At 73.4% G+C, this 23,854-nt stretch carries 16 protein-coding genes; 4 read left to right on the top strand and 12 right to left on the bottom strand.

Going from position 1 to position 23,854, the window contains the following annotated elements; genetic code table 11:
• Nucleotides 1-21: 21 nt before the first annotated feature.
• Nucleotides 22-963, bottom strand: coding sequence for an NAD-dependent epimerase/dehydratase family protein (locus ACIQE0_RS08565; protein WP_402330008.1), 942 nt, complete (start codon nt 961-963; stop codon nt 22-24).
• 52 nt (nt 964-1,015) lie between these two features.
• Here ACIQE0_RS08565 and ACIQE0_RS08570 point away from each other — a divergent pair, with 52 nt between their 5' ends.
• From ACIQE0_RS08570 to ACIQE0_RS08580, 3 genes are all read left to right on the top strand, one after another.
• The gene (locus ACIQE0_RS08570; RefSeq protein ID WP_402330009.1) at nt 1,016-1,273 is read left to right on the top strand and encodes a hypothetical protein; all 258 of its coding nucleotides are present in this window, start codon (nt 1,016-1,018) and stop codon (nt 1,271-1,273) included.
• 856 nt (nt 1,274-2,129) lie between these two features.
• Nucleotides 2,130-6,146, top strand: a complete 4,017-nt coding sequence (locus tag ACIQE0_RS08575) for a hypothetical protein (RefSeq protein ID WP_366331378.1) — start codon at nt 2,130-2,132, stop codon at nt 6,144-6,146.
• A 347-nt stretch (nt 6,147-6,493) separates the two neighbouring features.
• Nucleotides 6,494-8,518 carry a M3 family metallopeptidase gene (locus ACIQE0_RS08580; protein WP_402330011.1) on the top strand — a complete coding sequence of 675 codons (2,025 nt, stop codon included), beginning with the start codon at nt 6,494-6,496 and terminating at the stop codon, nt 8,516-8,518.
• 54 nt (nt 8,519-8,572) lie between these two features.
• Here the strand turns inward: ACIQE0_RS08580 and ACIQE0_RS08585 are convergent, their stop codons facing one another.
• Nucleotides 8,573-9,619 (bottom strand): hypothetical protein, encoded by a 1,047-nt coding sequence (locus ACIQE0_RS08585; RefSeq protein ID WP_402330013.1) that lies wholly within the window; start codon nt 9,617-9,619, stop codon nt 8,573-8,575.
• Between the two features lie 259 nt (nt 9,620-9,878).
• Nucleotides 9,879-10,712 carry a class I SAM-dependent methyltransferase gene (locus ACIQE0_RS08590; protein WP_402330015.1) on the bottom strand — a complete coding sequence of 278 codons (834 nt, stop codon included), beginning with the start codon at nt 10,710-10,712 and terminating at the stop codon, nt 9,879-9,881.
• Between the two features lie 69 nt (nt 10,713-10,781).
• On the opposite strand from ACIQE0_RS08590, the gene ACIQE0_RS08595 reads away from it, so the two are divergent.
• Nucleotides 10,782-12,701 carry a S9 family peptidase gene (locus ACIQE0_RS08595; RefSeq protein WP_402330017.1) on the top strand — a complete coding sequence of 640 codons (1,920 nt, stop codon included), beginning with the start codon at nt 10,782-10,784 and terminating at the stop codon, nt 12,699-12,701.
• Between the two features lie 265 nt (nt 12,702-12,966).
• Here the strand turns inward: ACIQE0_RS08595 and ACIQE0_RS08600 are convergent, their stop codons facing one another.
• The 9 genes from ACIQE0_RS08600 to ACIQE0_RS08640 form a co-directional block, all read right to left on the bottom strand.
• Nucleotides 12,967-13,983: an SURF1 family protein gene (locus ACIQE0_RS08600; protein ID WP_402330019.1), complete on the bottom strand. Its 1,017-nt coding sequence runs from the start codon at nt 13,981-13,983 to the stop codon at nt 12,967-12,969.
• A gap of 290 nt (nt 13,984-14,273) precedes the next feature.
• A complete protein-coding gene (locus ACIQE0_RS08605) occupies nt 14,274-15,509 on the bottom strand; it encodes a hypothetical protein (protein WP_402330021.1) in 1,236 nt (411 codons plus the stop codon).
• Nucleotides 15,506-16,081 carry a SigE family RNA polymerase sigma factor gene (locus ACIQE0_RS08610; protein ID WP_402330023.1) on the bottom strand — a complete coding sequence of 192 codons (576 nt, stop codon included), beginning with the start codon at nt 16,079-16,081 and terminating at the stop codon, nt 15,506-15,508. The genes ACIQE0_RS08605 and ACIQE0_RS08610 overlap by 4 nt, the downstream gene beginning before the upstream one ends.
• A 616-nt stretch (nt 16,082-16,697) precedes the next feature.
• Nucleotides 16,698-17,813 (bottom strand): aspartate-semialdehyde dehydrogenase, encoded by a 1,116-nt coding sequence (locus tag ACIQE0_RS08615; RefSeq protein WP_402330024.1) that lies wholly within the window; start codon nt 17,811-17,813, stop codon nt 16,698-16,700.
• Nucleotides 17,810-19,081 (bottom strand): aspartate kinase, encoded by a 1,272-nt coding sequence (locus ACIQE0_RS08620; protein WP_366331370.1) that lies wholly within the window; start codon nt 19,079-19,081, stop codon nt 17,810-17,812. The genes ACIQE0_RS08615 and ACIQE0_RS08620 overlap by 4 nt, the downstream gene beginning before the upstream one ends.
• 354 nt (nt 19,082-19,435) lie before the next feature.
• A complete protein-coding gene (locus tag ACIQE0_RS08625) occupies nt 19,436-20,098 on the bottom strand; it encodes a DUF5063 domain-containing protein (protein WP_366331369.1) in 663 nt (220 codons plus the stop codon).
• Nucleotides 20,091-20,690 (bottom strand): recombination mediator RecR, encoded by a 600-nt coding sequence (recR, locus tag ACIQE0_RS08630; RefSeq protein WP_366331368.1) that lies wholly within the window; start codon nt 20,688-20,690, stop codon nt 20,091-20,093. The genes ACIQE0_RS08625 and recR overlap by 8 nt, the downstream gene beginning before the upstream one ends.
• A gap of 77 nt (nt 20,691-20,767) precedes the next feature.
• Nucleotides 20,768-21,121: a YbaB/EbfC family nucleoid-associated protein gene (locus ACIQE0_RS08635; protein ID WP_366331367.1), complete on the bottom strand. Its 354-nt coding sequence runs from the start codon at nt 21,119-21,121 to the stop codon at nt 20,768-20,770.
• Nucleotides 21,122-21,364: 243 nt separating this feature from the next.
• Entirely contained in the window at nt 21,365-23,800 is a 2,436-nt protein-coding gene (locus tag ACIQE0_RS08640; protein ID WP_402330028.1) for a DNA polymerase III subunit gamma and tau, read from the bottom strand.
• Between the last annotated feature and the right edge of the window lie 54 nt (nt 23,801-23,854).

The raw sequence follows: 23,854 nt of genomic DNA on the forward strand, positions 1-23,854 counted from the left end.
GGTCGTTCGATTTCACAGGTCTCACCCGGTACCGGCCACTCGGTCGCGCCACCAGTCCACCGTCGCCTTGACCTGCTCGTCCACGGACGTGGCCCGTACCGCGAAGGCGGCCTCGTAGGCGCTCGCATCGACGACGAAGGGACGGTCGAACTGGTACCGGATCTCCTTCATCTCACGGAGCAGTGGGGAGACCAGCGAGGCGACGCCGAGCACGGCCGGCGAGAGCCGGCGCACCGCGACCGGCCCCGTTCCGGACTCGGCGGCGAGGCGGTCGACCATCTCCCGGGCGGACCGCGCGGGCTCGTTCGGCACGTGCCAGGCCCGTCCCCAGGCCCGTTCCTCGCCCGCGACCTCGACCAGGGCCCTGGCCACATCGGGGAGGTAGCTCCAGCTGTGCGGGACATCCGGGTCCCCGAATGCGGAGACCGGCTTTCCGCGCAGCAGGCGCGGCATGACCCGCCCGGCCAGGTGCCCGCCGTCGGTCACACCGGGTCCGAAGAAATCCGAGGCCCGCACCTCGACGGCCTTGATCCGGCCCTGCTCGTGCAGGTCCCGCGCCTGCTGCCAGACAGCGGCGCGCACCCGTCCCTTGGGGCCGGTGGCGGCGAGCGGGAGTTCTTCGGTCATGGGGCCGTCCACCGAACCGTAGCCGTAGAGGTTGCCCAGCATGACCAGGACGGCTCCGGTCGCCTCGGCCGCCGCGCAGAGCGACGAGGCCAGCGGCGGCCACGCGTCGGCCCAGCGATGGTAGGGCGGCCCAGCACAGTTGACGATCGCGGCGGCACCCTGCGCAGCCTCACTCACCCGCTCGCGGTCTGTCGCGTCGAACGCGAGGTGCTCAATGCCAGGCTCGGCACTACGGCCCGACGCAGTGACAACCCGTACTGAATGCCCCTTTTCGGTCAGTAGTCGAGCGGTGGCAGCCCCGGCAGGCCCGAATCCTATGACGACGTAAAGGCTCACTCGCGCACACTAGCGCGGGGCCGCGCCGCCCCGGCGCCGGATACCTCAGGGGATGCAGCTCGACCTCGCACCGCTCGATCGTCCAGTCGGCGAGCAGCTCCGAGCGCTCCAACAGCTCCTCTACCAGGGCACGGACCGCCTCCTCGGCGAACTCCAGCGCCGGCGCATCCACGAACACCTTCAGCAACGCGCCACCGGCATGGACGCCCACCCACGTGTCGGCGATCTCCACCTCCACACCGTCGGGACCGCCGATCGACTCGACCATGTCTGGACCGCGTGCCGTTCGCGGGCCACGGCTGGCGGCTGATGGACGCTCCCCCTGTGCCTTCTGGGAGCCATTTGGGAGCCGCCCCGCTCCCGAATCCCCGTCCGCACCGCGCGAGACCAACCGGAACCACACCGCTGACCAGCGTAAATGCCATCCACGCAGGCAAGATTGGTCCCCGAACCTCATTCGGGACGAAGAGGTCGTGGGTTCAAATCCCGCCACCCCGACTGAGAAGTAGCAGATCAGGTCCGGTTTCTGGAAACAGGAACCGGGTCTGATGCGTTTGCTGCGCCGTTGGCGCGGGGTTGCTGGGTCTTTGCCTGGTGGCCTTGCCTGGCGGTTTTTGTCTGGTGCCTTCGCCTTTGCCGCGTTTGTTGGGGCGGGGGCCGTTTCGTAAGGGGCGTGGGGTGCGCGCCCGTTGGGGCGGGGCGTTGACGTTGCCTCAGGGGGGTGTGGTGTGGAGCCCGGTGACGGGTGGGGACACGCGCCCGCGCCGTTCGGCGCCGGTCCCTCCCCTCGTGGGGACCGGTGCCGAACGGCGCTGCGGCGTCGATCCGCACCGAGCGGCGCGGATCGGGGGGGGCGGGGCCCTGCGGTCGACATGAGCGGTCCGCGGGGGACGGCTCCACAGGCCCCTCGGGCTTCACGTGCCGGGGCCGTCGCCGCCGGGGCCGTGGGCTCCGGTGGCAGATGGCACGGATGGGCAAGAGGTGAGTATCCGAGCTGTGCCGGCGGCTTGTCCGGGTAGGACCTCCTTGCGGTGTCGCCGCGTGGTGATCCTGCCAGCTGTGGCTCCCGGCGAGGAGGTTCCGGCGCTGGGGCGACGGCTTCCTCGCAGGTCAGCCAGCTAAGGTGAGTTTTCCGGTCCGGATGTCCAGTGCGGGGGAAGTAAGGGGTGGAGGCCTTGAGTTCCGACTCAGGGGCACGCACGACCTTCGCGGAACGCCTCGCGCTGCTGTACAAGGAGGCCGGCAACCCTCCGTTGAAGAAGGTGGCCGAGGGCGTCGTCCGACTCCAGCGGGTCGACGAGCGAGGGCGGCCCGTGCGGGTTTCCGTACAGCGGATCAGCGACTGGCGGCGGGCGAAGAACGTGCCGGCGCAGTTCGCGGCGCTGGCGGCGGTGCTGCATGTGCTGATCCCGCAGGCGCGGCGCCTGCGGCCGGCGCCGGTGTCTCCCGGTCTGTACGACCTGGCGCAGTGGCAGCGCCTGTGGGAGCGCGCGGTCGCCGACCCGGTCGCCGATCGCGCCGCGCCCGCGACGCAGGCGCCGGAGCGCGCCCCGGCCGACGCTCCGGCCGTCACCGGCGTCTGCCCGTACCGGGGGCTGGCTCCCTACCGTCAGCAGGACGCCCGGTGGTTCTTCGGTCGCGAGCGCAGCACGGAGGCGCTCGTCGCCCAGCTCCGCGCGGCGGAGGAGACCGGTGGCGTGGTCATGCTCGTGGGCGCCTCGGGGGCGGGGAAGTCCTCGTTGCTCAACGCCGGTCTGGTGCCCGCGTTGCGGAACGGCGCCTGCGGTGACGGGGGCGGCCCGACGCGGGAAGTGCTCCCGCTCGTGCCGGGCGGCGATCCGCTCGGGGAGTTGACCCGCCGGATACCGGAGCTCGGCCCCGTCCTCGCCGCCGCCCGGGAGTCCGCTGCCGAGGGGCCGGATGCGGGGCTCTGCCCGGACACGGTGCGGGTGGCCGTCGCGGCGTGGGCGCAGCGGGAGAACTCCGCCGCCCGGCCGGTGCTGATCGTGGACCAGTTCGAGGAGGCGTTCACCCTCTGCCCCGACGAGGCGGCCCGGCGCGCCTTCATCCGGCTCCTGCACGCCGCGTGCACCCCCGGCGAGGGGGACGGTCCCGCGCCGGTGCTCGTCATCGTGGGCATCCGCGCCGACTTCTACGAGCACTGCCTGGGATATCCCGAGCTGGCCGACGCCCTCCAGCACCGGCACATGGTGCTCGGTCCGCTGTCCACGGCGGAGCTGCGGGAGGCGGTGACCGGTCCGGCCAAGGCCGTGGGGCTGGAACTGGAGCCGGGGCTGGCGGAGCTGATCGTCCGGGAGGTGAGCGCCGACGGGCCCGGCGGGGCGCACGACGCGGGCGTGCTGCCGCTCCTCTCGCACGCCCTGCTCGCCACCTGGCAGCGGCGGAAGGCGGGCCGGCTGACGCTGGCCGGCTACCGCGCGGCGGGCGGCATCCAGGGCGCGGTGGCGGCGACCGCGGAGCACGCCTGGTCCGGCCTGGACCCGACGGCGCGCACCGCCGCCCGGTTGCTGCTCCTGAGGCTGGTGCGGCTGGGCGAGGACACCCAGGCCACCCGCAGGCGGGGGACCCGGCGCCAGCTGGCGGACGAGTCGACGGACCCCGGCAAGACGGAGGAGTCGCTCGAAGCGCTCGTGCACGCCCGGTTGGTGACGCTCGACGCGGAGGCCGTGGAGATCACCCATGAGGCGCTGCTGCATGCCTGGCCGCGCCTGCGGGACTGGATCGACGAGGACCGCAACGGCAATCTGCTGCGCCAGCGGCTGGAGGAGGACGGCCGGGCCTGGGAGGGTTCGCACCGCGATCCGTCGCTGCTGTACCGGGGCTCCCGGTTGGAGCAGGCCCGCACCTGGGCGCAGTCCGCCGGCGACACCTTCCTGACCCGCAGCGCGGTGGAGTTCCTGGCCGCCTCGGTCCGGCTGCACAAGCGGACCGTTCGGCTCCGCCGCGGTGCGGTGGCGGCGCTGGTCGTCATGGCGCTGCTGGCCGTCGGCTCGGCGGTGGTCGCGTGGCAGCAGCGGGACGACACCGTCTTCGAGCAGGTGCTCGCCGAGGCCGACCGCGCCCAGTACACCGATCCGTCCCTCTCGGCCCAACTCGACCTGGTAGCACACCATTTGCGCCCCACGGACGCGGGCACGAACAACCGGCTGATCTCGATCGTGAACGCGCCACTGGCCACACCGCTGCTGGGCCACACCGGCGCGGTCTACCTCACCTCGTTCAGCCCGAACGGGCACGTGCTGGCCACCGCCAGCTACGACCGGACGATCCGGCTGTGGGACGTGGCCGACCCGACCCGCCCCCGCCCCTTGGGCAAGCCCCTCACCGGCCACACCAGTTGGGTGAGCACCGCCGTCTTCAGCCCCGACGGGCGCACCCTGGCCAGCGCTTCGGACGACGGCACGATCCGCCTGTGGGACGTGCGGGACCCCGGCCACCCGCGCCCGATCGGGGCGCCCGTGACCGGCCACGACGGCACGGTCTACCTGCTCGCCTTCAGCCCGGACGGCACGACGATGGCCGCCGCCGACGAAGACCGCACCGTGCGGCTGTGGGACGTGGCCGACCTGCGCCGGCCGCGCTCGCTGGGCACCCTGACCGGGCCCACCGCCGCGGTGCGGTCCGTGGCGTTCAGCCGCGACGGCCGCACCCTGGCGGCCGGCGGCGACGACGCCACGATCCGGCTGTGGGACATGGCGGACCGGCGCCACCCGGCGCGGATCGGCCCGGTGCTGACGGGCCACACGGCCACCGTGCACTCCGTGGCGTTCAGCCCCGACGGCCGCACCCTGGCCAGCGGCAGCGCGGACAACACCCTCCGGCTGTGGAACACGGCCGATCCGCGCCGTCCGGCGCCCCTGGGCGCGCCGCTCACCGGCCACACCGGCCCCCTGTGGTCCGTGGCGTTCAGCCCCGACGGCACCATGCTCGCCGCCGGGAGCGCGGACAGCACCGCGAGCCTGTGGAACGTCAGCGATCCGGCGTACCCGTCGCAGGTCGGCGAGCGCCTCGCGGGCAGCAGCGGCGAGATGTACGCGGTGGGTTTCAGCCCCGACGGGCACACCCTCGCCACGGGGAGCGGCGACAGCAAGGTGCGCCTGTGGTCGATCCCGACGTCCGACATGGTCGGCCAGGCCGGCGCGTTCCGTCCGGACGGGCGGGTGCTGGCCACCGCCGCCCGCGACAAGAAGGTCCGGCTGTGGAACATGGCCACTCCCGGCCGGCCCGGCGTGCTCGGCGCGCCGTTCCGCCCCGGGGACGCCGTCGTCCACGCGCTGGCGTTCTCCCCGGACGGCCGCACCCTCGCGGTGCGGACGGGCAGCCCCAGCCCCGCGGTCCAGTTGTGGAACGTCACCGACCCGGCGCGGCCGGTCCCCTACGGGCCGCCGCTGCCGCTGCGGATCCGCTTCTCCGGCCCCGCGGCCCTCGCCTACAGCCCCGACGGGCGCACCCTGGCCACCGCCTACGACGACTACTCCGTCCAACTCTGGGACGTCAGTTCCCCGTCCCGTATCCGCCCCCTCGGCCCGCGCCTCACCGGCCACAAGGGCTACGTCAACTCCCTTGCGTTCAGCCCCGACGGCCACACCCTCGCCACCGGCAGCGCGGACGCCACCATCCGGCTCTGGAACACCACCGACCCCCGGCACACCACCCTGCTCGGCGCGCCCCTCACCGGGCATCTGGGCCCCGTCAACCCGCTCGCCTTCAGCCCCGACGGCCACACCCTGGCCAGCGGCAGCGACGACGAGACCGTCCGGCTCTGGGACGTGACCGATCCCCGCGCGGCACGGCGGCTGGGCGCCCCGCTCACGGGCCACAGCGAAGCGGTCGCGTCGCTGACGTTCAGCAAGGACGGCCGCACCCTGGCGAGCGGCGGCAACGACAACACGGTCCGGTTCTGGAACGTCGCGGTCCCCACCGACGCGAAGCCGATCGGCCAGTCGACCAGCCCCAACGCCAAGACCGGCAACTTCCTGGCGTTCAGCCCCACGAGCCATCTGCTCGGGGTGTCGAGCGGCGCCGGGACCGTCCGGCTCTGGGACCTGGACACCGACGAGGCCATCCGCCGCATCTGCTCGACCACGCGGGGCGTGCTGACCCCGCAGACCTGGCACGAGTACCTGCCTCACCTCTCGTACGAGCCCCCGTGCGGTGCGTGACGGCCGGCGCCCGCATGCCGGACAGGCGGCGTGACGCCGGTCACAACTCGTCCCGACATGCGGACAGTTGACTCCCGTCGGGCCCGCGACCTTGCTAGTGTTGATCACAGTCCGGTCGCTGGTGCATCCCCCGTCGCCAGCGACCGGGCGTTTTCTTTTCCCGCGCGGGTGCCGGGACGCGGCGCGGGAAAGCGCAGGACCGCCGGGCGGTGGCGCGCGTAGGGTCGGTCTCCGTGACTTCTGCGAAGAGTTCCGAGACGAGTTCGAGTGCGGCGGCGGCTTCGGGGCCGGGGGCGGGTGCGGGGTCCGCGACGGCTTCGGACGCGGCGGGGCGGCACCCGGACGCCGTGAATCCCTTCTTTTCGGCGAGTGAACTCCCCTATGAGCTCCCGCCGTTCGCCCGTATCCGGGACGAGCACTTCCGGCCCGCCTTCGAGCGGGGCATCGCCGAGCAACTGGCCGAGGTGGCCGCCATCGGGGGCGCCCCCGAGCCGCCGACGTTCGAGAACACCGCGGAGGCGCTGGAGCGCAGCGGTGCGGTGCTGCGGCGGGTGTCCGCGGTGTTCTTCAACAAGGCGAACGCCGACACCGACGAGGCCACGCAGGAACTGGAGGCCGAGATCGTGCCGCGGCTGGCCGCCCACGAGGACGCCCTGCTGCTCGATCCCGCCCTGTTCGCCCGCCTGGAGACGCTCTACGAGGGGCGGGCCGGCCTCGGGCTGGACGGTGAGCGACTGCGGCTGCTGGAGCGCCTGCACACCGCGCGGGTGCGGGCCGGGGCGCGGCTCGGCCCCGCGCAGCAGCAGCGGCTGCGGGAGCTGAACACCGAGATCGCCGGGCTGTGCACCGAGTTCCGGCAGAATCTGCGGGCCGACACCGCGGCGGCGGCGCTGGTGGTGGACCGCGCCGAGGAGCTGGCCGGGCTGCCCGACGACGAGATCGCGGCGGCCGCCGCGAACGCCCGGGCCCTCGGGCACGAACACGGTTATGTGCTCAGCCTGTTGAACTTCACCAACCAGCCGCAGCTCGCCGCCCTGGAGGACCCCGCGCTGCGGGAGCGCCTGCTGGCCGCGTCCATGGGGCGGGGCCTCGCCGCCAACGGGGCCGTCGCGGCCGCCGTGGCCCGGCTGCGGGCCGAGCGCGCGGCCCTGCTCGGCCACCCCGACCACGCGTCCTGGCAGGTCGCGGACCAGACCGCGGGGACGACCGGCGCCGTGGAGGAGATGTTCGGGAAGCTGATCGGCCCCGCGCTGGCCAACGCCGAGCGGGAGGGCGCGGCGCTGGCGGAGGCCGCCGGCGTCCCCGAAGTCCGCGCGGCCGACTGGCAGTTCCACGCGGAGCGGGTCCGCAGGGAGCGCTTCGACCTCGACGCGGCCGCCCTGCGCCCCTACCTGGAGCTGGAGGCCGTCCTTGAGGACGGCGTCTTCCACGCCGCCACCCTGGTGTACGGGATCACCTTCACCGAGCGCCCCGACCTGGTCGGCTACCACCCGGACGCCCGGGTCTTCGAGGTGCACGACGCCGACGGCGGACCGCTCGGCCTGTATGTCGGCGACTTCCACGCCCGGGAGTCCAAGCGCGGCGGCGCCTGGATGAACGACCTGGTCACGCAGTCGCACCTGTGGGGCCAGCGGCCCGTCGTGGTCAACAATCTCAACATCGCCAAACCGGCGGCGGGCGAGCCGGTGCTCCTGAACTGGAGCGAGGTCGTCACGCTCTTCCATGAGTTCGGGCACGCGCTGCACGGCCTGTTCTCCGACGTCCGCTATCCGCTGCTGGCCGGCACCGACGTGCCGCGCGACTTCGTCGAGTTCCCCTCGCAGGTGAACGAGATGTGGGCGGAGTGGCCGGAGGTCCTGGCCCGTTATGCCCGGCACCACCGCACCGGGGAGCCGATGCCGGCCGAGCTGCCGGCCAGGCTCCGCGAGGCGGAACGGTTCGGCGAGGGCTTCGAGAGCGTCGAGCACCTGGGCGCCGCGGTCCTGGACTGGGCCTGGCACACCGTGCCCGCCGACGAACTGCCCACCGGGGAGGGCGCGGAGGCGTTCGAGGCGGCCGTGCTCCGGCGCCACGGCCTGGCGCACCCGGCGATCCCGCCGCGCTACCGGACCGGCTATTTCGCGCACGTCTTCGGGGGCGGCTACGCGGCCGGGTACTACGGGTACCGCTGGGCGGAGGTCCTGGACGCGGACACCGTGCGCTGGTTCCGCGAGAACGGGCGGACGATCCGCGAGAGCGGCGAGGTCTTCCGCAGGGAACTGCTCAGCCGGGGCAACAGCGTCGACCCGATGGCGGCCTTCCGCGCGGTGGTCGGTCGCGATCCGGACTTCGGGCCGCTGCTGGAGCGGCGGGGCGCGCCGGCCGCGGAGTAGCGGGACGGGTGCCGGAGGCCCACGCCCGGGCCTCCGGCGCGCCGTCCGCCGCCGCTACGCCCCGTCGTCGGCCCGCGCCTGCCAGGTCACCGGGCGCGCGCCGTCCCCGCTCCCCTGGAAGGTCAGCGCGGCCGGCAGATCGCCCTTGGACAGCAGGTGGATGGTGCACTCGGTCACCGTGGCGCCCGGCTTGACCATCTTGTGCGGCACCGCCTCGGGGCACTGGGGCACGCCGGGGCCGCCGATGTCCAGCAGCAGCATCTTCCGCGCCTGTGCGCCGCTGACGCCCTTCAGCACCAGGCTGTCGTTGAGGTCCGGCAGCAGGTCGTACGACCCGGTGTTCCGGTACTCCACCGTCACGTAATACGGGACGAGCCTCTTCTGCTCCGCACTCGGGTCGAAGCGGTGCAGATCGGCCGGTGAACCGGTGCGCACGCTCTTCGGGGTGGCCAGGACCGTCGCCGTACGGCGTTCGCTGTCCGTGGTGACCGCGTCGGCGGGCCGGTGCGCGGGCAGCACCCCGGGCGTGCCCTTCTGGGGGCCGCCGATCTGCCACAGCAGGGTGTCGCCGCCGTCGTCCTGGTAGGAGACGTTCCCCGGCTGCCGTCCCTTCGGGAGCATGAAGATCCCGCAGAACACCGAGGTCTCCCCGGCGGCCAACTCGGTCCTGCCGGCCTCCTGGCACTCGGGCGGCAGGCCGTTGCCGGTGGCCAACGGGTTGGACCGGAACAGCGAGAGCTGCCGGCCGGCCTGTCCGTCCACCCCGTTGAGGGAGAAGTTCCGCTCAGGGTCCAGTCCGCTCACCGTGCTCTTGCCGGTGTTGGTGTAGGAGACGGTGAGGTAGTACGGGACCATCCCCTTGAGGTTGTCGTCCAGCCGGATGTGCGCGAGGTCCGGGGGATGGCCCAGTGCCAGGCGGGTGGGCTTGAGCCGCAGCGGGTGCGCCTTGTGGTCGGTGCCGGTCCAGGTGCCGGCGCGGACCGCGGACTCCATCAGCAGCGACGTGGCGGGCACCGCCGTGGGGGACGCCCCCGGTCGCGCGGTGCCGCCGGACGGCCCGCCGCACCCCACGGCCAGCAGCATCAGCGCACTCGCGCCCACGGCACCAGCCGTCCGTCCGCGCACCCGCATGGAACCCGCCCCCGTTGCCCTGTCGTTCCCTCGTCGGCGGACGGCGCGTTCCGCCCCCGCCCGGCCCGCGGCGGTCCGCCGGGAGCCGGGGGCGGCCGAACCGGCCGCCCCGTCCGGCCCGTTGACGTGGTGACACGTGGCCGAAACCGGCCGGGCCGTCCGCCACACTAACCAGGCGGGCGCGCAGCGACTCCGGCAGCCCCGGCGGACCGGCCCACCGCCCCGCCCCTCAGGCCGGCTTCGTCGCCTTCAGGGAATACATCAGCGGGATGCGGGGCCGGTCGTCCGGGAAGCGGTAGTAGCCGTCCTCGCCCCGGCGCAGCACGTCGAAGCGCTGGAACAGCGTCATGTCGTGCTCGTGCAGGAACTCGACGCGCAGCCCGGCGCCGGCCACCGCGCTGATGACCTCCCCCAGGGAGTGCTGCCATTCGACGCTCCTGTTGTGGACCGTCGGCGCCCCGAAGTCCGTGTAGGAGCCGGGGGCTTCCTCGTCCCACGCCTCGCTGCGGAAGTAGTCGTGGGCGACCCGCGAGCCGGTCTTCTCGTCCAGCACGTCGCCCAGCGGGTGGAACTCGGAGAGGTAGAAGAACCCGCCGGGGGCGACGAGGGACGCGGCGGTCTCGGCCCAACCGACCAGATCCGGGAGCCAGTTCACCGCCCCCAGGCCGGTGTAGACGATGTCGTACGCGGCGTCGGGCACCGCCTGGGCGGCGTCGTAGACATCGGCGGCGACGAAGGCCGCGCGGTCCGGGCCGTAGCCGAGTTCGGCGGCCAGTTCGCGGGCGGCCTCGACGGCCGGTTCGGAGAAGTCCAGGCCGACGACGCGGGACGCGCCGCGGTGTGCCCACGACAGCGTGTCCTGGCCGAAGTGGCACTGGAGATGGAGCAGGCTCCGGCCGGTGACGTCACCGACTTCCGCGGCCTCGAAGTCCCGGATCACGTCCCGGGTCTGCCGGAACGCGGCCTGGTCGTAGAAATCGCTGGCGGTGTGGAGGGGGACGCGCTCGTCCCACCGTGCGCGGTTCACCTCACGCCAGTCCTCGGGCCCCTTCTGTTCTCGCATAGGCCGAAGTTATCCACAGCCCGACGGCCTCGCCAACGCGTTTTCCGCGGCCGGGCGCAGAATGGCCCCATGACTGACGAGACCACAGGCTCCGGCCACACCCCCACCGATCCGTCCCCCGCTCTCCCCCACTCCGCCGGTGCCGCGGAGACGTCGCAGGCGGCGGCCGGTCTGCCGGACTGGGAGAAGCGCTTCCGCGCCCCGCGGATCGGGCTGCCCGAGTGGGCGGAGCACGCCCCCGACCGCTCCCTGTTCGTCTCGAACGCCACCGGCACCTTCGAGCTCTACGCCTGGGACCGGGCGACCGGCGCCCAGCGGCAGGCCACGGACCGTCCCAACGGCACGACGGACGGCACGCTGTCGCCGGACGGCGAGTGGATCTGGTGGTTCTCGGACACCGACGGGGACGAGTTCGGCGTCTGGATGCGGCAGCCCTTCGCGGGCGGCCCGGACGAGCCGGCCGCGCCCGGGCTCGACCCCTCGTATCCCGGCGGACTGGCGCTCAACCGGGACGGCACGGCGGTCATCGGCCGCTCCACGGACGAGGACGGCTCGACGCTCCACGTCGTGCGGCCCGGACAGCCGCCGGTGGAGATCTACCGCCACCGCGAGTCGGCGGGCGTCGGCGACCTCTCGCACGACGGTTCGCTGATCGCCGTCGAGCACACCGAGCACGGCGACGCGATGCATTCGGCCATCCGCGTCGTCCGGCCGGACGGCTCGACGGTCGCCGAGCTGGACGACACCCACGGCGGCACCGAGGAGCTGGGCCTGTCCGTGATGGGCTTCGCCCCGGTGGACGGCGACAGCCGGCTGCTGGTCGGGCACCAGCGGCGGGGCCGCTGGGAGCCGATGATCTGGGATCCGCTGACGGGCGTGGAGACCGCTCTGGAGATCGAGCTGCCCGGTGACGTGGCCGCCGACTGGTATCCGGACGGTTCGGCCCTCCTGGTGGAGCACGAGTACCAGGCCCGCAGCGAGCTGTGGCGCTATGAGCTGGGCACGGCCCCGGCCGGCCCGGACGCCTCGTCCGCCGGCGCCCTGAGCCGGGTCGACACCCCCGCCGGCACGGTCTCGGGCGCCACCGCCCGCCCCGACGGCACGGTGGAGTTCCTGTGGTCCTCCGCCGCCCAGCCCTCGGAGGTGCGGTCGACGAACGGCACCGTGGTGCTGGACCCGCCCGGGATGAAGGCCCCCGGCTCGGTCCCGGTGACGGACGTCTGGGTGGACGGCCCCGGAGGCCGCATCCACGCCCTGGTGCAGCAGCCGCCCGGCGCCGGCCCCTTCCCCACCGTCTTCGACATCCACGGCGGCCCGACCTGGCACGACAGCGACGCGTTCGCCTCGTCGCCGGCGGCCTGGGTGGACCACGGCTTCGCGGTCGTCCGCGTCAACTACCGGGGCTCGACCGGCTACGGCCGCGCCTGGACGGACGCGCTCAAGCACCGCGTCGGCCTGATCGAGCTGGAGGACATCGCCGCAGTGCGCGAGTGGGCCGTCTCGTCCGGCCTGGCGGACCCGGCCCGGCTGGTGCTGTCCGGCGGCTCGTGGGGCGGCTATCTGACGCTGCTGGGCCTGGGGACCCAGCCGGACGCCTGGGCGCTGGGCCTGGCCGCCGTCCCGGTGGCCGACTACGTCACGGCGTACCACGACGAAATGGAGGCCCTCAAGGCCATGGACCGCACGCTCCTGGGCGGGACGCCGGAGGAGGTCCCCGAGCGCTTCGAGGCGTCCTCCCCGCTGACCTACGTCGACGCCGTGCGGGCCCCCGTCTACATCTCCGCCGGCGTCAACGACCCCCGCTGCCCGATCCAGCAGGTCGAGAACTACGTCCAGCGCCTCGAAGAGCGCGGCCACCCGCACGAGGTCTACCGCTACGACGCCGGCCACGGCTCCCTCGTGGTGGAGGAACGCATCAAGCAGGTCCGTCTGGAGCTGGACTTCACCCGCCGCCATCTGACGGCGGAGGGGGCGAAGCAGCAGGGGTAGCCGGCAGGGTCCGCGGGACAGGCCCGGGCGGGGGAAGGGGCTGAGGGCTCGTGGGCGGCTGACTGGCGGCGGGGCGGGGTGGGGTGGGGTGGGAGGGGGGAGAGGGAGGACCCGGAGCGGCCGGCCAGGACGCGCCTCGTAGCTCCCGGCTCCCCCGCCTATCCACCTCGCCGGACCCCCGCCCCGACGCCCCTACGGCCACCCGGTCCCTACGTCGTCTCGCCCTTGACGTCGTCTCGACCCTGCGGCCTCGGCCACTCGATGCCTACGCCCCCTGCGGCTCCCGCGCCCCCTCAGCCCCGTGCGTGCCCTCGGTGCCGTGCACGTCCTCGGCGCCCTGCTTCCCCTTCATGGCGTCCTCCGAGGCATCGGCGTCATCCGCGTCCCCAGAGCCCGCAGCGCCCGCAGCACCCCCGGCCCCTTCCGCACCGGCCACACCAGCCGCACCAACCGCACCGGCCGGTGCAGCCGACGCGCTGGGGCCGTCCTGGCCCTCCGGGAGGATGCCCAGGGCGGCGTCCCGGGCGGCCTCGGCCTCGCGGCGGACCAGGCGGAACCACATGAAGACGACGAAGCCCGCGAAGACGAACCACTCGCCGGTGTAGCCAAGGTTCTGGAACGCCTTCATGTCCAGGCCGCTGCCCTCCGCGGCGGCCGGCGGGACGGCGTGCATCGGGGCCGTCGGGACGGTGAGCGTGATCCAGGCGTCGTAGACGCCGTACGGCACGATGTTGACCAGCGATGCCGCGCTGATCATGCCGAGCTGCCCCTTCGGCAGACCGCCGCCCGCCTGGACACCGGCCGTGCCCTGGTTCTCGGATGCCTGGAGCGCCCCGGTGACCGTGACCTCCCCCTTGGGCGGCGCGGGCACCTTCGCCGTGTCGGCCGTCGAGTTCGCGTCGCCGGGCAGCCAGCCGCGTACGACCGGCAGGGCCTTGCCGCTGTCCGTGCGCAGCAGCGTCAGGACGTAGAACCCCTGCTGGTCGCCGCGCTTGCCCTGCAAGGTGCGGCCCGGCACGAGGAGTTGGTGCGCGGCGTCGTAGCGGCCGCGGGCGCTCGCCTGGCGACCGGAGGTGATCTGGTCGACCGGCAGCAGGCTCTCCAGGGGGCGGGGGGCCGCGGCCTTGGCGTCGGAGGACCGGTTCTCCTGCTGCTGGTGCGAGGCGACCCGGGCGTCGAAGCGGCTCAACTGCCAGCTGCCCATGAAGATGCAGAAGGGGATCGCCAGTACGGCGAAGACGTTGATTCCCCACCACCGCGGGGTCAGCAGGAACCGGTACACCCCACCAACGGTACGGTGCCCGCCCCGCCGGACCGCACCGGCCCCTCCCCGGCGTCGCCCCGCCCCCGGGACCTGCGCGGTTGCCCGCAACGACGGGACGTCACGGGACAACCACCGGACAACGACGCCGAGAAGGCCACAAACACCACAGCCACCGCAACCGGCCCCCACGACCCGGGCGAGAACAGGGCCGACAAGGACGAGACAGCAGAGCGGCGAAACGGCGGAACGACGGAACAGCGGAACGGCGGCAATCCCGACGCCGCAAAACCGCCCGCCCCGCTACCGCCCTACTGCGCCACCAACGGCGACGTCCGGTACACCGTCCCCGCGCAGGCGTCCGCGATCTTCGCGTCGGCCGCCACGGGCTCGCCCGCCTCCGGGGTGTGGGTCAGGAGCACACCGGCGGCCGCCGCGCCGCCGTCCGGGGACCCGTCGTCGCCGCCGGCCTGCCCGTCCGTACCGCTGCCGCCCGCCGGCGGCGCGGCGGCCGGCGACTCCGCCGGCGACTTGGACGGATCGGGGGTCGGCGACGGCCCCGGACTGACGCATCCGGTCCTGCCGCCGCCGGCCACCGGGATCCAGGCGAACCTGACCTCGTACGCCTGCCCCGGCCTGAGCACCAGTTGGCTGGGGGTGGTCGCCGGGTCCGGCAGCCCCGTGGCCTCGTCGCCCGACGTGTGGTCGACCACGTGGACCTTGTCCGGTTTGGTGGCACCCTGCGGGGTGAGGTCCACCGTCCCACCGCCCTGTACGGAACAGGCGGAGTTGGAGGTGTTCACCACCCGGAACGCGCCGTAGACCCGGCCCGCCGAGTCGGCCGAGCCGACCGTCGAGGTCCCCTTGCCGAGCTGGTCGCGTCCGCAGATCGGCGAGGTGACGTCCATGGTCGCGTCGGGGGAGGGCGTGCCGACCGCGGCGCCGGGGCCCGTGCCGGGTGCGCCGGCGCCCCTGCCCTCCTTGCCCGGCGACCGGCCGGGACCGGGCGTGAAGCCGTCCTTGCCGGCCGGCCGGGTGCCGGCCTGCGCGGCGCCCCCGCCGTCCGGACCGCCGGAGTCGTGGGTGACGTCCCGGCTGCTGGCGGCGTTGGCCGGGCGGTCCCCGCGGTCGTCGCCGAAGCTCGCCACGTGCACCATCGCCGGGACCGCCGTACCGCCGAGCAGCAGCGCCGCGGCCGCGCCCACCACGGCGTGCCGTCGCCGCCGGCGCCGGGCCGGGACCGCCCGCCGCAGGTGCTCCAACGCGTCCGGCGCGGGCTCCAGATCGGCGACGCAGGACCGCAGCAGCGCTCTCAGCTCGTCCTCACCGCCGAAACCCGCGCCGCCGGGAGCCTCGTGGTCGCCGGTGTCCCGGCCGTCGCCGCACGCCGCGCCGCCGGCCGCCCGGCCGGTTTCGTCTCCCCGGTCACGCCCGCCACGGGCGTCGCACACACCGCGGCCGATGTGCGCGCCGTGGCCGACGTGCCCGTCACGGCCGTCGTGCCCGTCGCGCCCGCCGTTCCCGCGGTCGGGTCCTGCCGCACTCACGCCGGAGCCTCCATGGCGACGCGGAGCGCCGCTATTCCCCGCGAGCCGTACGCCTTGACCGAGCCGAGCGATATCCCCAGCGTCTCGGCGACCTGAGCCTCGGTCATATCGGCGAAGTAGCGGAGCACCAGCACCTCGCGCTGACGGCGCTGGAGGCCGCGCATCGCGTTGATCAACTGATCGCGCTCCAGCAGGTCGTAGGCGCCCTCCTCGGCGCTCGCCATGTCGGGCATCGGCTTGGAGAGCAGCTTCAGCCCGAGGATCCGGCGGCGCAGCGCGGAGCGCGAGAGGTTGACGACCGTCTGCCGCAGGTACGCCAGGGTCTTCTCGGGGTCGCGCACCCGGTTGCGCGCGGAGTGCACGCGGATGAACGCCTCCTGCACGACGTCCTCACAGGAGGCGGTGTCGTCCAGGAGCAGCGCGGCCAGGCCGAGGAGGGAGCGGTAGTGCGTGCGGTAGGTCTCGGTGAGGTGGTCGACTGTGGTGCCGGCTGCCATCGCGTCGTCAGTGTCCCCACGCTGCCCGGAGAGCTGCGCGGGGCGCGCGGCGGACCAGGGGGCGATCACCGGCATGCCCCCGGAAACCCGTGGGCGCTGGGGGCGCACTGCCGCGCCTGCTGCTCCCGCCGGGGCGATGGTGAATCCGAGTACCTCTGCCACGCTTGTTGGACACGCTTCCCCCCAAAAGGGTTGTACGCGCAAGGCCCCGCTTGTGGCGACGCGTTAAATGCCGTCATGCGCACCAGCTCTTCCCAAACGCCCCAATTGCCCTGATACGACCGCCCTATCACGATCGTCCCGCCACCCCAGGACCCCGGAAGCGGTCCGCGCACACCACGAACCACCCAAGGGGGCGATCCGGAGAGACGCCGCCCACCGGGTCACCGGTTGCAGCCTCATGGGACGGGAATGATCGAACAGAACATCAGCCCAGTTCAAGCGGCTCGGATCAGCATTCCACACACGAAATCTTCACACCTTGCGCAAATTATGTCCCAGCCGCCCGCCCGCGTGCAGCCGCTCCCCCCAACTACCGCGCCGACGACGGGAACCGGCCACCGGCCACCGGCGGTCCCGGCCATCGGACGGGGCGCCCGGGACCGTCCAACGCGCCCTCGTCCGCGACGTCCCGCCGCGCAAAGCGCCCTGAACGCGCCCCTACCGGCACGCCCCGACAGCCAGGGCGCCGCTACGCCTCCGCCTCCGCCACCACCAACTCGCCGATCTGCGCCGCGTTCAGGGCCGCGCCCTTGCGCAGGTTGTCCCCGCACACGAACAGCTCCAGCGCCCGCGGATCGTCCAGCGACCGCCGCACCCGCCCCACCCATGTGGGATCCGTCCCCGCCACGTCCGACGGGGTCGGGTACTCGTGCTCCGCCGGGTCGTCGCACAGGACGACCCCGGGGGCGACCGCCAGGATCTCGTGCGCCCCGGCGACCGTGACCTCCTTCTCGAAGCGCGCGTGCACGGCCATCGAGTGCCCGGTGAGCACCGGCACCCGCACACAGGTCGCGGTGACCGGCAGCTCCGGCAGCCCGAGGATCTTCCGGGCCTCGTCGCGGATCCGCAGTTCCTCCGAGGACCAGCCGTCCTCCTGGAGCGAGCCGGCCCACGGCACGACGTTGAGGGCGAGCGGCGCCGGGAACGGCCCGAGGGCGTCGCCGACCGCCCGCCGCACATCGCCCGGCGCGGCGCCCAACTCCGCGCCGGACACCGCCGAGAGCTGCGCCCGCAGCGTCTCGGTGCCGGCCCGTCCGGCGCCGGAGGCGGCCTGGTAGGAGGAGACGACCAGTTCGCTCAGTCCGTACGCGGCGTGCAGCGCGCCGAGGGCGACGATCATCGACAGCGTGGTGCAGTGCGGGTTGGCGATGACCCCGCGCGGCCGGATCCGGGCGGCGCACCCGTTGACCTCGGGCACCACCAGCGGCACGTCCGGATCCCCTCGGAACGCGCCCGAACTGTCCACCGCCACCGTGCCCTTGGACACCGCGACCGGTACCCACTGCGCGGCGATCTCGTCCGGCACGGCGAACATCGCGACGTCGACGCCGTCGAAGGCGTCCTCGCCCAGCTCGACGACCTCGACCTCCTCGCCCCGTACGGCCAGTGTGCGGCCGGCCGAGCGGGCGGAGGCGATCAGCCGGATCTCACCCCAGATGTCGGCCCGCTCGGAGAGGATCCCGAGCAGGACCCGGCCGACGGCGCCGGTGGCGCCGACGACCGCGAGACGCGGCCTGGCAGCCGGGCGGGCCGCCGCCCCCGCCGAGTCGGCGAGGAACGGGCGGCCCGCCTCGGCCGGGATCATCGTCCGGTGCCGCCGTAGACGATCGCCTCGTCGCTCTCGCTGTCGAGGCCGAAGGCGCTGTGCACCGCCTGGACGGCCTCGTTGACGTCATCGGCACGGGTGACGACCGAGATGCGGATCTCGGAGGTCGAGATGAGCTCGATGTTCACGCCCGCGTTCGACAGCGCCTCGAAGAACGTCGCGGTGACGCCGGGGTTGGTCTTCATACCGGCGCCGACCAGCGAGATCTTGGCGATCTGGTCGTCGTAGCGGAGCGAGTCGAAGCCGACCGCGGCGCGGGTCTTCTCCAGCGCCGCGACGGCCTTGCGGCCCTCGGCCTTCGGCAGCGTGAAGGAGATGTCCGTCAGCCCCGTGGAGGCCGCCGACACGTTCTGGACGACCATGTCGATGTTGACCTCGGAGTCGGCGATCGCACGGAAGATCCGCGCGGCCTCACCCGGCTTGTCCGGGACCCCGACGACCGTGACCTTCGCCTCGGAGGTGTCGTGTGCGACGCCCGAGATGATCGCCTGCTCCATCGGCCTGTCCCCTTGCGGTTCGTTGCTGACCCACGTGCCCTGAAGCCCCGAGAAGGAAGAGCGGACGTGGATCGGGATGTTGTAACGGCGTGCGTACTCCACGCAGCGGTGCAGCAGCACCTTGGAGCCGGAGCTGGCCAGCTCCAGCATGTCCTCGAAGGAGATCCAGTCGATCTTCCGGGCCTTCTTCACGACCCGCGGGTCGGCGGTGAAGACGCCGTCCACATCGGTGTAGATCTCGCAGACGTCGGCGTTCAGGGCGGCGGCCAGCGCCACCGCGGTGGTGTCCGAACCACCGCGCCCCAGCGTCGTGATGTCCTTCTTGTCCTGGGACACGCCCTGGAAGCCGGCGACGATGGCGATGTTGCCCTCGTCGATGGACGCCTGGATGCGGCCCGGCGTGACATCGATGATCCGCGCCTTGTTGTGCACGGAATCGGTGATCACACCGGCCTGGCTGCCGGTGAAGGACTGCGCCTCGTGGCCGAGGTTTTTGATCGCCATCGCCAACAGGGCCATGGAGATCCGCTCTCCGGCGGTCAGCAGCATGTCGAACTCGCGCCCCGACGGGATCGGGGACACTTCCTGAGCGAGATCGATCAGCTCGTCCGTCGTGTCGCCCATCGCAGAGACCACCACGACAACCTGGTTGCCGTTCTTCTTGGCCTCGACGATTCGCTTGGCAACGCGCTTGATGCCCTCGGCATCCGCAACGGATGAGCCGCCGTACTTCTGCACGACAAGGCCCACGTGCGCTCCTCGCAACTGTCTTAAGCGGGAGGGGGTCCCTCCCGGACCCCCGGATATGGGGGTACTGCGGTCGGCTCAGTCTAACGAGCGGGCGGAAGCCGCCCCGCTACTACCGCATCGTGAGACACCGGACCCACGTTTCCGATCAACTCGCCCACCGTCCCGGCGCCGGCGAAGGCGACCGATGAGCGCGCCGTACGCGGTCCGTGGACACCGGGTCCCCGGCGGCCTGGCGCGGTGCTCCGTCGCACCGGCTCGGCGTCCGCCTTCCCGCTCCGCACCAAGGCACACGGGAACGTAACCCAGCTCACACCCCGCCCGCCGTCGGCGGCGGTACGGCGGCGCGGGCCGCGGTCACCGCCCCTGCAGCCCCAGGGGACCGGCGATCTCCGCCGCCATGACCTTGCCGGCCTCCTCGGCCAGCTGCTCCTCGTTGCCGGCGGCACCGCTGTCGGTGTCCAGGCCGTCCAGCGCGTCCAGCGGCTGGTCGAGGCGGACGTGGGCGACCAGCGACTGGAGGGCCCGGAGGGCGGCCGAGGCGGTCGGCCCCCAGTTGGAGAGGTAGGAGAACTGCCACCACCACAGGGCCTCGGTGACCCGGCCCGCCCGGTAGTGTGCCAGGCCGTGCCGCAGATCGGTGACGATGTCGGCGAGGTCGTCGGAGATCCGGCAGGCCACCGGCTCGCTGCGCGGCACGTACGGGTCGAAGACCTCGGAGTAGATGTCGATCGGGTCGAGCAGCCGCGCGAACCGCTCGCGCAGGTCGTCCACGTCCGGCTCGGGACCGGTGTCCGTTTCGTACCGCTCTTCGGGAACGATGTCCTCGTGGGCGCCCAGCCGGCCGCCCGCGAGCAGCAGCTGGGAGATCTCCAGCAGCAGGAAGGGCACCGCGCTGTCCGGCTCGTCGCCCTTGGCGACCTCGGTCACCGCGACGATGAAACTCTCGATCGAGTCGGAGATCGAAACGGCGAAGTCGTCAGGGTTCTGTGTCGTGTCGTGCAGCGTGGCGTCAGACATCGAGAAGTCTCCTCCCTTCGAAGGCCCGCCCGAGCGTGACCTCGTCGGCATACTCCAGATCGCCCCCGACCGGCAGCCCACTGGCCAGTCGCGTCACTTTCAGGCCCATCGGCTTGACCATGCGGGCCAGGTAGGTGGCCGTGGCCTCGCCCTCCAGATTCGGGTCGGTGGCCAGGATCAGCTCGGTGACCGTGCCGTCCGCGAGCCGGGTCAGCAGTTCCCGTATCCGCAGGTCGTCGGGGCCGACGCCCTCGATCGGGCTGATCGCCCCGCCGAGGACGTGGTAGCGGCCGCGGAACTCCCTCGTCCGCTCGATCGCCACGACGTCCTTGGGCTCCTCCACTACGCAGATGACCGCCGGATCGCGCCGCGGGTCCAGGCAGACCCGGCACTGCTCCTCCTGCGCGACATTGCCGCACACGGTGCAGAACCGGACCTTGGCCTTGACCTCCATCAGCGCGTTCGCGAGCCGGCGGACATCGGTGGGCTCGGCCTGAAGGATGTGGAAGGCGATCCGCTGCGCGCTCTTGGGACCGACGCCGGGCAGCCTGCCCAACTCGTCGATCAGGTCCTGGACCACGCCTTCATACACGGAACGTCTTCTCTCTCTTCTGCCGTGCTGCGTACGCTAGTTGGCTACTCCCCAGAAGGGGAGGGCCCCTCGACCCTTCAGAAGGGGAGGCCCGGGATACCGCCGCCGCCACCCAGCGCCTGGGCGAGCGGGCCGAGCTTCTGCTGCTGGAGCTTCTGCGCGGTGGCGTTGGCGTCGCGGACGGCCGCGAGGACGAGGTCGGCGAGGGTCTCGGCGGTCTCCTCGGCGGAGTCGGTGTCGACCGCCTTGGGGTCGATCACCAGCCCCCTGAGCTCACCGGAGCCGGTCACCGTCGCCTTGACCAGACCGCCCCCGGCGGAACCCTCCACCGGCGTTTCCGCCAGCTCCTGCTGGGCGACCGCGAGATCCTGCTGCATCTTCTGGGCCTGCTGGAGCAGCTGCTGCATATTGGGCTGACCACCGGGGATCACGACATGACTCCTGCCGTACGACAACGTATTGGTGCGGTAGCCCGAGCCTACGTGTTCCGCGCGCCCGGCGCCCTACGCCGCAGGGAGGAGCACTGGTGTACCCCGTACGCCCCAGGGACGGAAGCGGCGCCGCCCCGCCCGACCCGGCGCACGCGCAGCGCGTCCGCGGCGCGACGCTCCGTCAACGCGCCTGCCGTGGCGGCCGGGAGCGGGCCCCGCCGGGGACACCCCGCTCCCGCGCGCTCACTCGTTGTCGAACTCCTCCAGGACCGTCGCCCCCAGCTCGCGGACGATCAACTCATGGCCGCTGAGCGCGGAGTCGACGAGATCCGGATCGTCCTCCGCCGGCATGTCGTACTCGATCGCCATCGGGGATTCCGGTGCGGCGTACGAGGGCGCCGGCGCGGATCCGCCCTGGCCGCCGCCCGAGGACGGCGACGAGACCACCGCCTCGCGCGCCATCCGGGCGCCCTGGCCGCCACCGCCGCCGGGAGCCTGCTGCTGGGGGGCCGGCGGGGCGCTCGGCGCCGGGGCCTGCGGGGCGGACTGCTGCGGTGCGCCGCCGTAGCCGCCGTTCGCCCCGCCGCCGAAGCCGCCTCCGCCGCCCCGGGCGCCGCCGGCCGGCGGGTTGGCGCCGCCGGACGGGTCCACGATCGCCTCGACCCGCCAGTGCAGCTGGAAGGTGTCGGCGAGCACTTCCTTGAGGACGTCCTCGCTGCCGCCGTTGGCGAAGCTGTCCCGGGCTCCGGCGTTGGGGAACCCGATCTGCAACGTCGTGCCGTCGAAGCCGGAGACCTGGGCGTTCTGGCTCAGCAGGATCCAGGTGAAGCGCCGGCGGCCCTTGACCGCGTCCAGGATCTGCGGCCAGAGCTGCCGCACCTGCGCGGCACCCTGCGCCGCCCCGGCGGACGGCGCCTGGGCCGGCCCGGCGGACGGTGCCGGCACCGGCTCGGCGGGCGGAGCGGCCGCGGGGGCCGCGGGCGCACCGGATGCCGCCGGGGCACCGGTCGCCGCCTGCCCGCCCTGGCCCGGCATCGCGGCCGACGGCCAGCTGCCGGGCTGCCGCGCACCGGCCGCCTGCCCGGCACCGGCACCGCCCGTGCCACCGGGCCATGCCCCGGGCCGCGCCGCGCCACTCTGGGGAGCGGCCGGCGGAGCGGCCGGGGAAACGGCCGGGGAAACGGCTTGAGGAGCTGCCTGCGGAGCAGCCTGCGGAGCGGCCTGCGGCCCGTCTGCCGACCCGGTCTGCTGACCGGCGGCCCCGCCACCGGCAGGAGCATGCGGGACGGCCGCCGGGGCGGCGGCACCCGCGCCCGCACCCCCGCCCGTCGCCCCGCGCACCGCGGCCCGGGCCGCCGCGGGCCCGGACGGCCCGGCCGGCATCGGCGGATGCGCCTCCGGCCCCGGCACATACCCGACCGCGGGCCCGCCGGACTCCACCACCGCACCGCCAGGACCGACGCCACCGGCGCCCCCGGCGGGCAGCCCGCCGCCCAGCGCCATCGCCGCCGCGCCGGCGCCCGCACCGCGCTCCAGGCGGTCCAGCCGCGCCTGCACCGAGCGCTCGTCGTCGTACGCCGCGGGGAGCAGCACCCGGGCGCAGATCAGCTCCAGCTGGAGCCGCGGGGAGGTCGCCCCGCGCATCTCCGTCAGCCCGGCATTGACCAGGTCGGCGGCCCGGCTCAGCTCCGCCGCCCCGAACACCGACGCCTGCGCCGTCATCCGCTCCACGACGTCGGCCGGGGCGTCGATCAGCCCCTTCTCCCCCGCGTCCGGCACCGCCGCCAGGATCACCAGGTCCCGCAGCCGCTCCAGCAGGTCGGAGACGAACCGCCGCGGGTCGTTGCCGCCCTCGATGACCCGGTCGACGACCTCGAAGGCCGCCGCCCCGTCCCCGGCCGCGAACGCCTCCACGCTGGAGTCCAGCAGCGACCCGTCGGTGTACCCCAGCAGCGACGTCGCCATGGCATACGTCACACCGTCCGCACCGGCCCCGGCCAGCAGCTGGTCCATCACCGACATCGAGTCACGCACCGAGCCCGCGCCGGCCCGCACCACCAGCGGCAGCACCCCGTCCTCGACCGGGATCTCCTCCCGCCCGCACACCTCCGCGAGGTACTCCCGCAGCGTCCCGGGCGGCACCAGGCGGAACGGGTAGTGGTGGGTCCGCGACCGGATCGTCCCGATGACCTTCTCGGGCTCGGTCGTGGCGAAGATGAACTTCAGATGCTCCGGCGGCTCCTCGACGACCTTCAGCAGGGCGTTGAACCCCGCCGAGGTCACCATGTGCGCCTCGTCGATGATGTAGATCTTGTAGCGGCTGCCGGCCGGCCCGAAGAACGCCTTCTCCCGCAGCTCACGGGCGTCGTCCACGCCACCGTGCGAGGCCGCGTCGATCTCGATCACATCGATCGAGCCCCGGCCGTTGCGCGCCAGGTCCACACACGACTGGCACGTCCCGCACGGCGTGGGAGTGGGACCTTCCTCACAGTTCAAACAGCGCGCCAGGATCCGCGCGCTCGTCGTCTTGCCACAACCGCGGGGCCCACTGAACAGATACGCGTGGTTGACCCGGTTGTTCCGCAGTGCCTGCTGCAGCGGGTCGGTCACGTGCTCTTGCCCGATGACCTCGGCGAAGGTCTCGGGGCGGTAGCGGCGGTACAGCGCGAGGGACGACACGCATACGACGATATCGGGCCGCACCGACAACCGGCCCTTCCCCGAGGTCCTGGC

Origin of the sequence: Streptomyces sp. NPDC093097 (assembly GCF_044754325.1) — a bacterium.
Lineage (GTDB): Bacteria > Actinomycetota > Actinomycetes > Streptomycetales > Streptomycetaceae > Streptomyces.

Excerpts from the sequence above, each read along its gene's own strand:
- ACIQE0_RS08570 (WP_402330009.1), top strand. The coding sequence starts at position 1,016 with ATGCAGCTCGACCTCGCACCGCTCGATCGTCCAGTCGGCGAGCAGCTC.
- ACIQE0_RS08590 (WP_402330015.1), bottom strand. The coding sequence starts at position 10,712 with ATGCGAGAACAGAAGGGGCCCGAGGACTGGCGTGAGGTGAACCGCGCA.
- ACIQE0_RS08595 (WP_402330017.1), top strand. The coding sequence starts at position 10,782 with ATGACTGACGAGACCACAGGCTCCGGCCACACCCCCACCGATCCGTCC.
- ACIQE0_RS08610 (WP_402330023.1), bottom strand. The coding sequence starts at position 16,081 with ATGCCGGTGATCGCCCCCTGGTCCGCCGCGCGCCCCGCGCAGCTCTCC.
- ACIQE0_RS08615 (WP_402330024.1), bottom strand. The coding sequence starts at position 17,813 with ATGATCCCGGCCGAGGCGGGCCGCCCGTTCCTCGCCGACTCGGCGGGG.
- ACIQE0_RS08625 (WP_366331369.1), bottom strand. The coding sequence starts at position 20,098 with ATGTCTGACGCCACGCTGCACGACACGACACAGAACCCTGACGACTTC.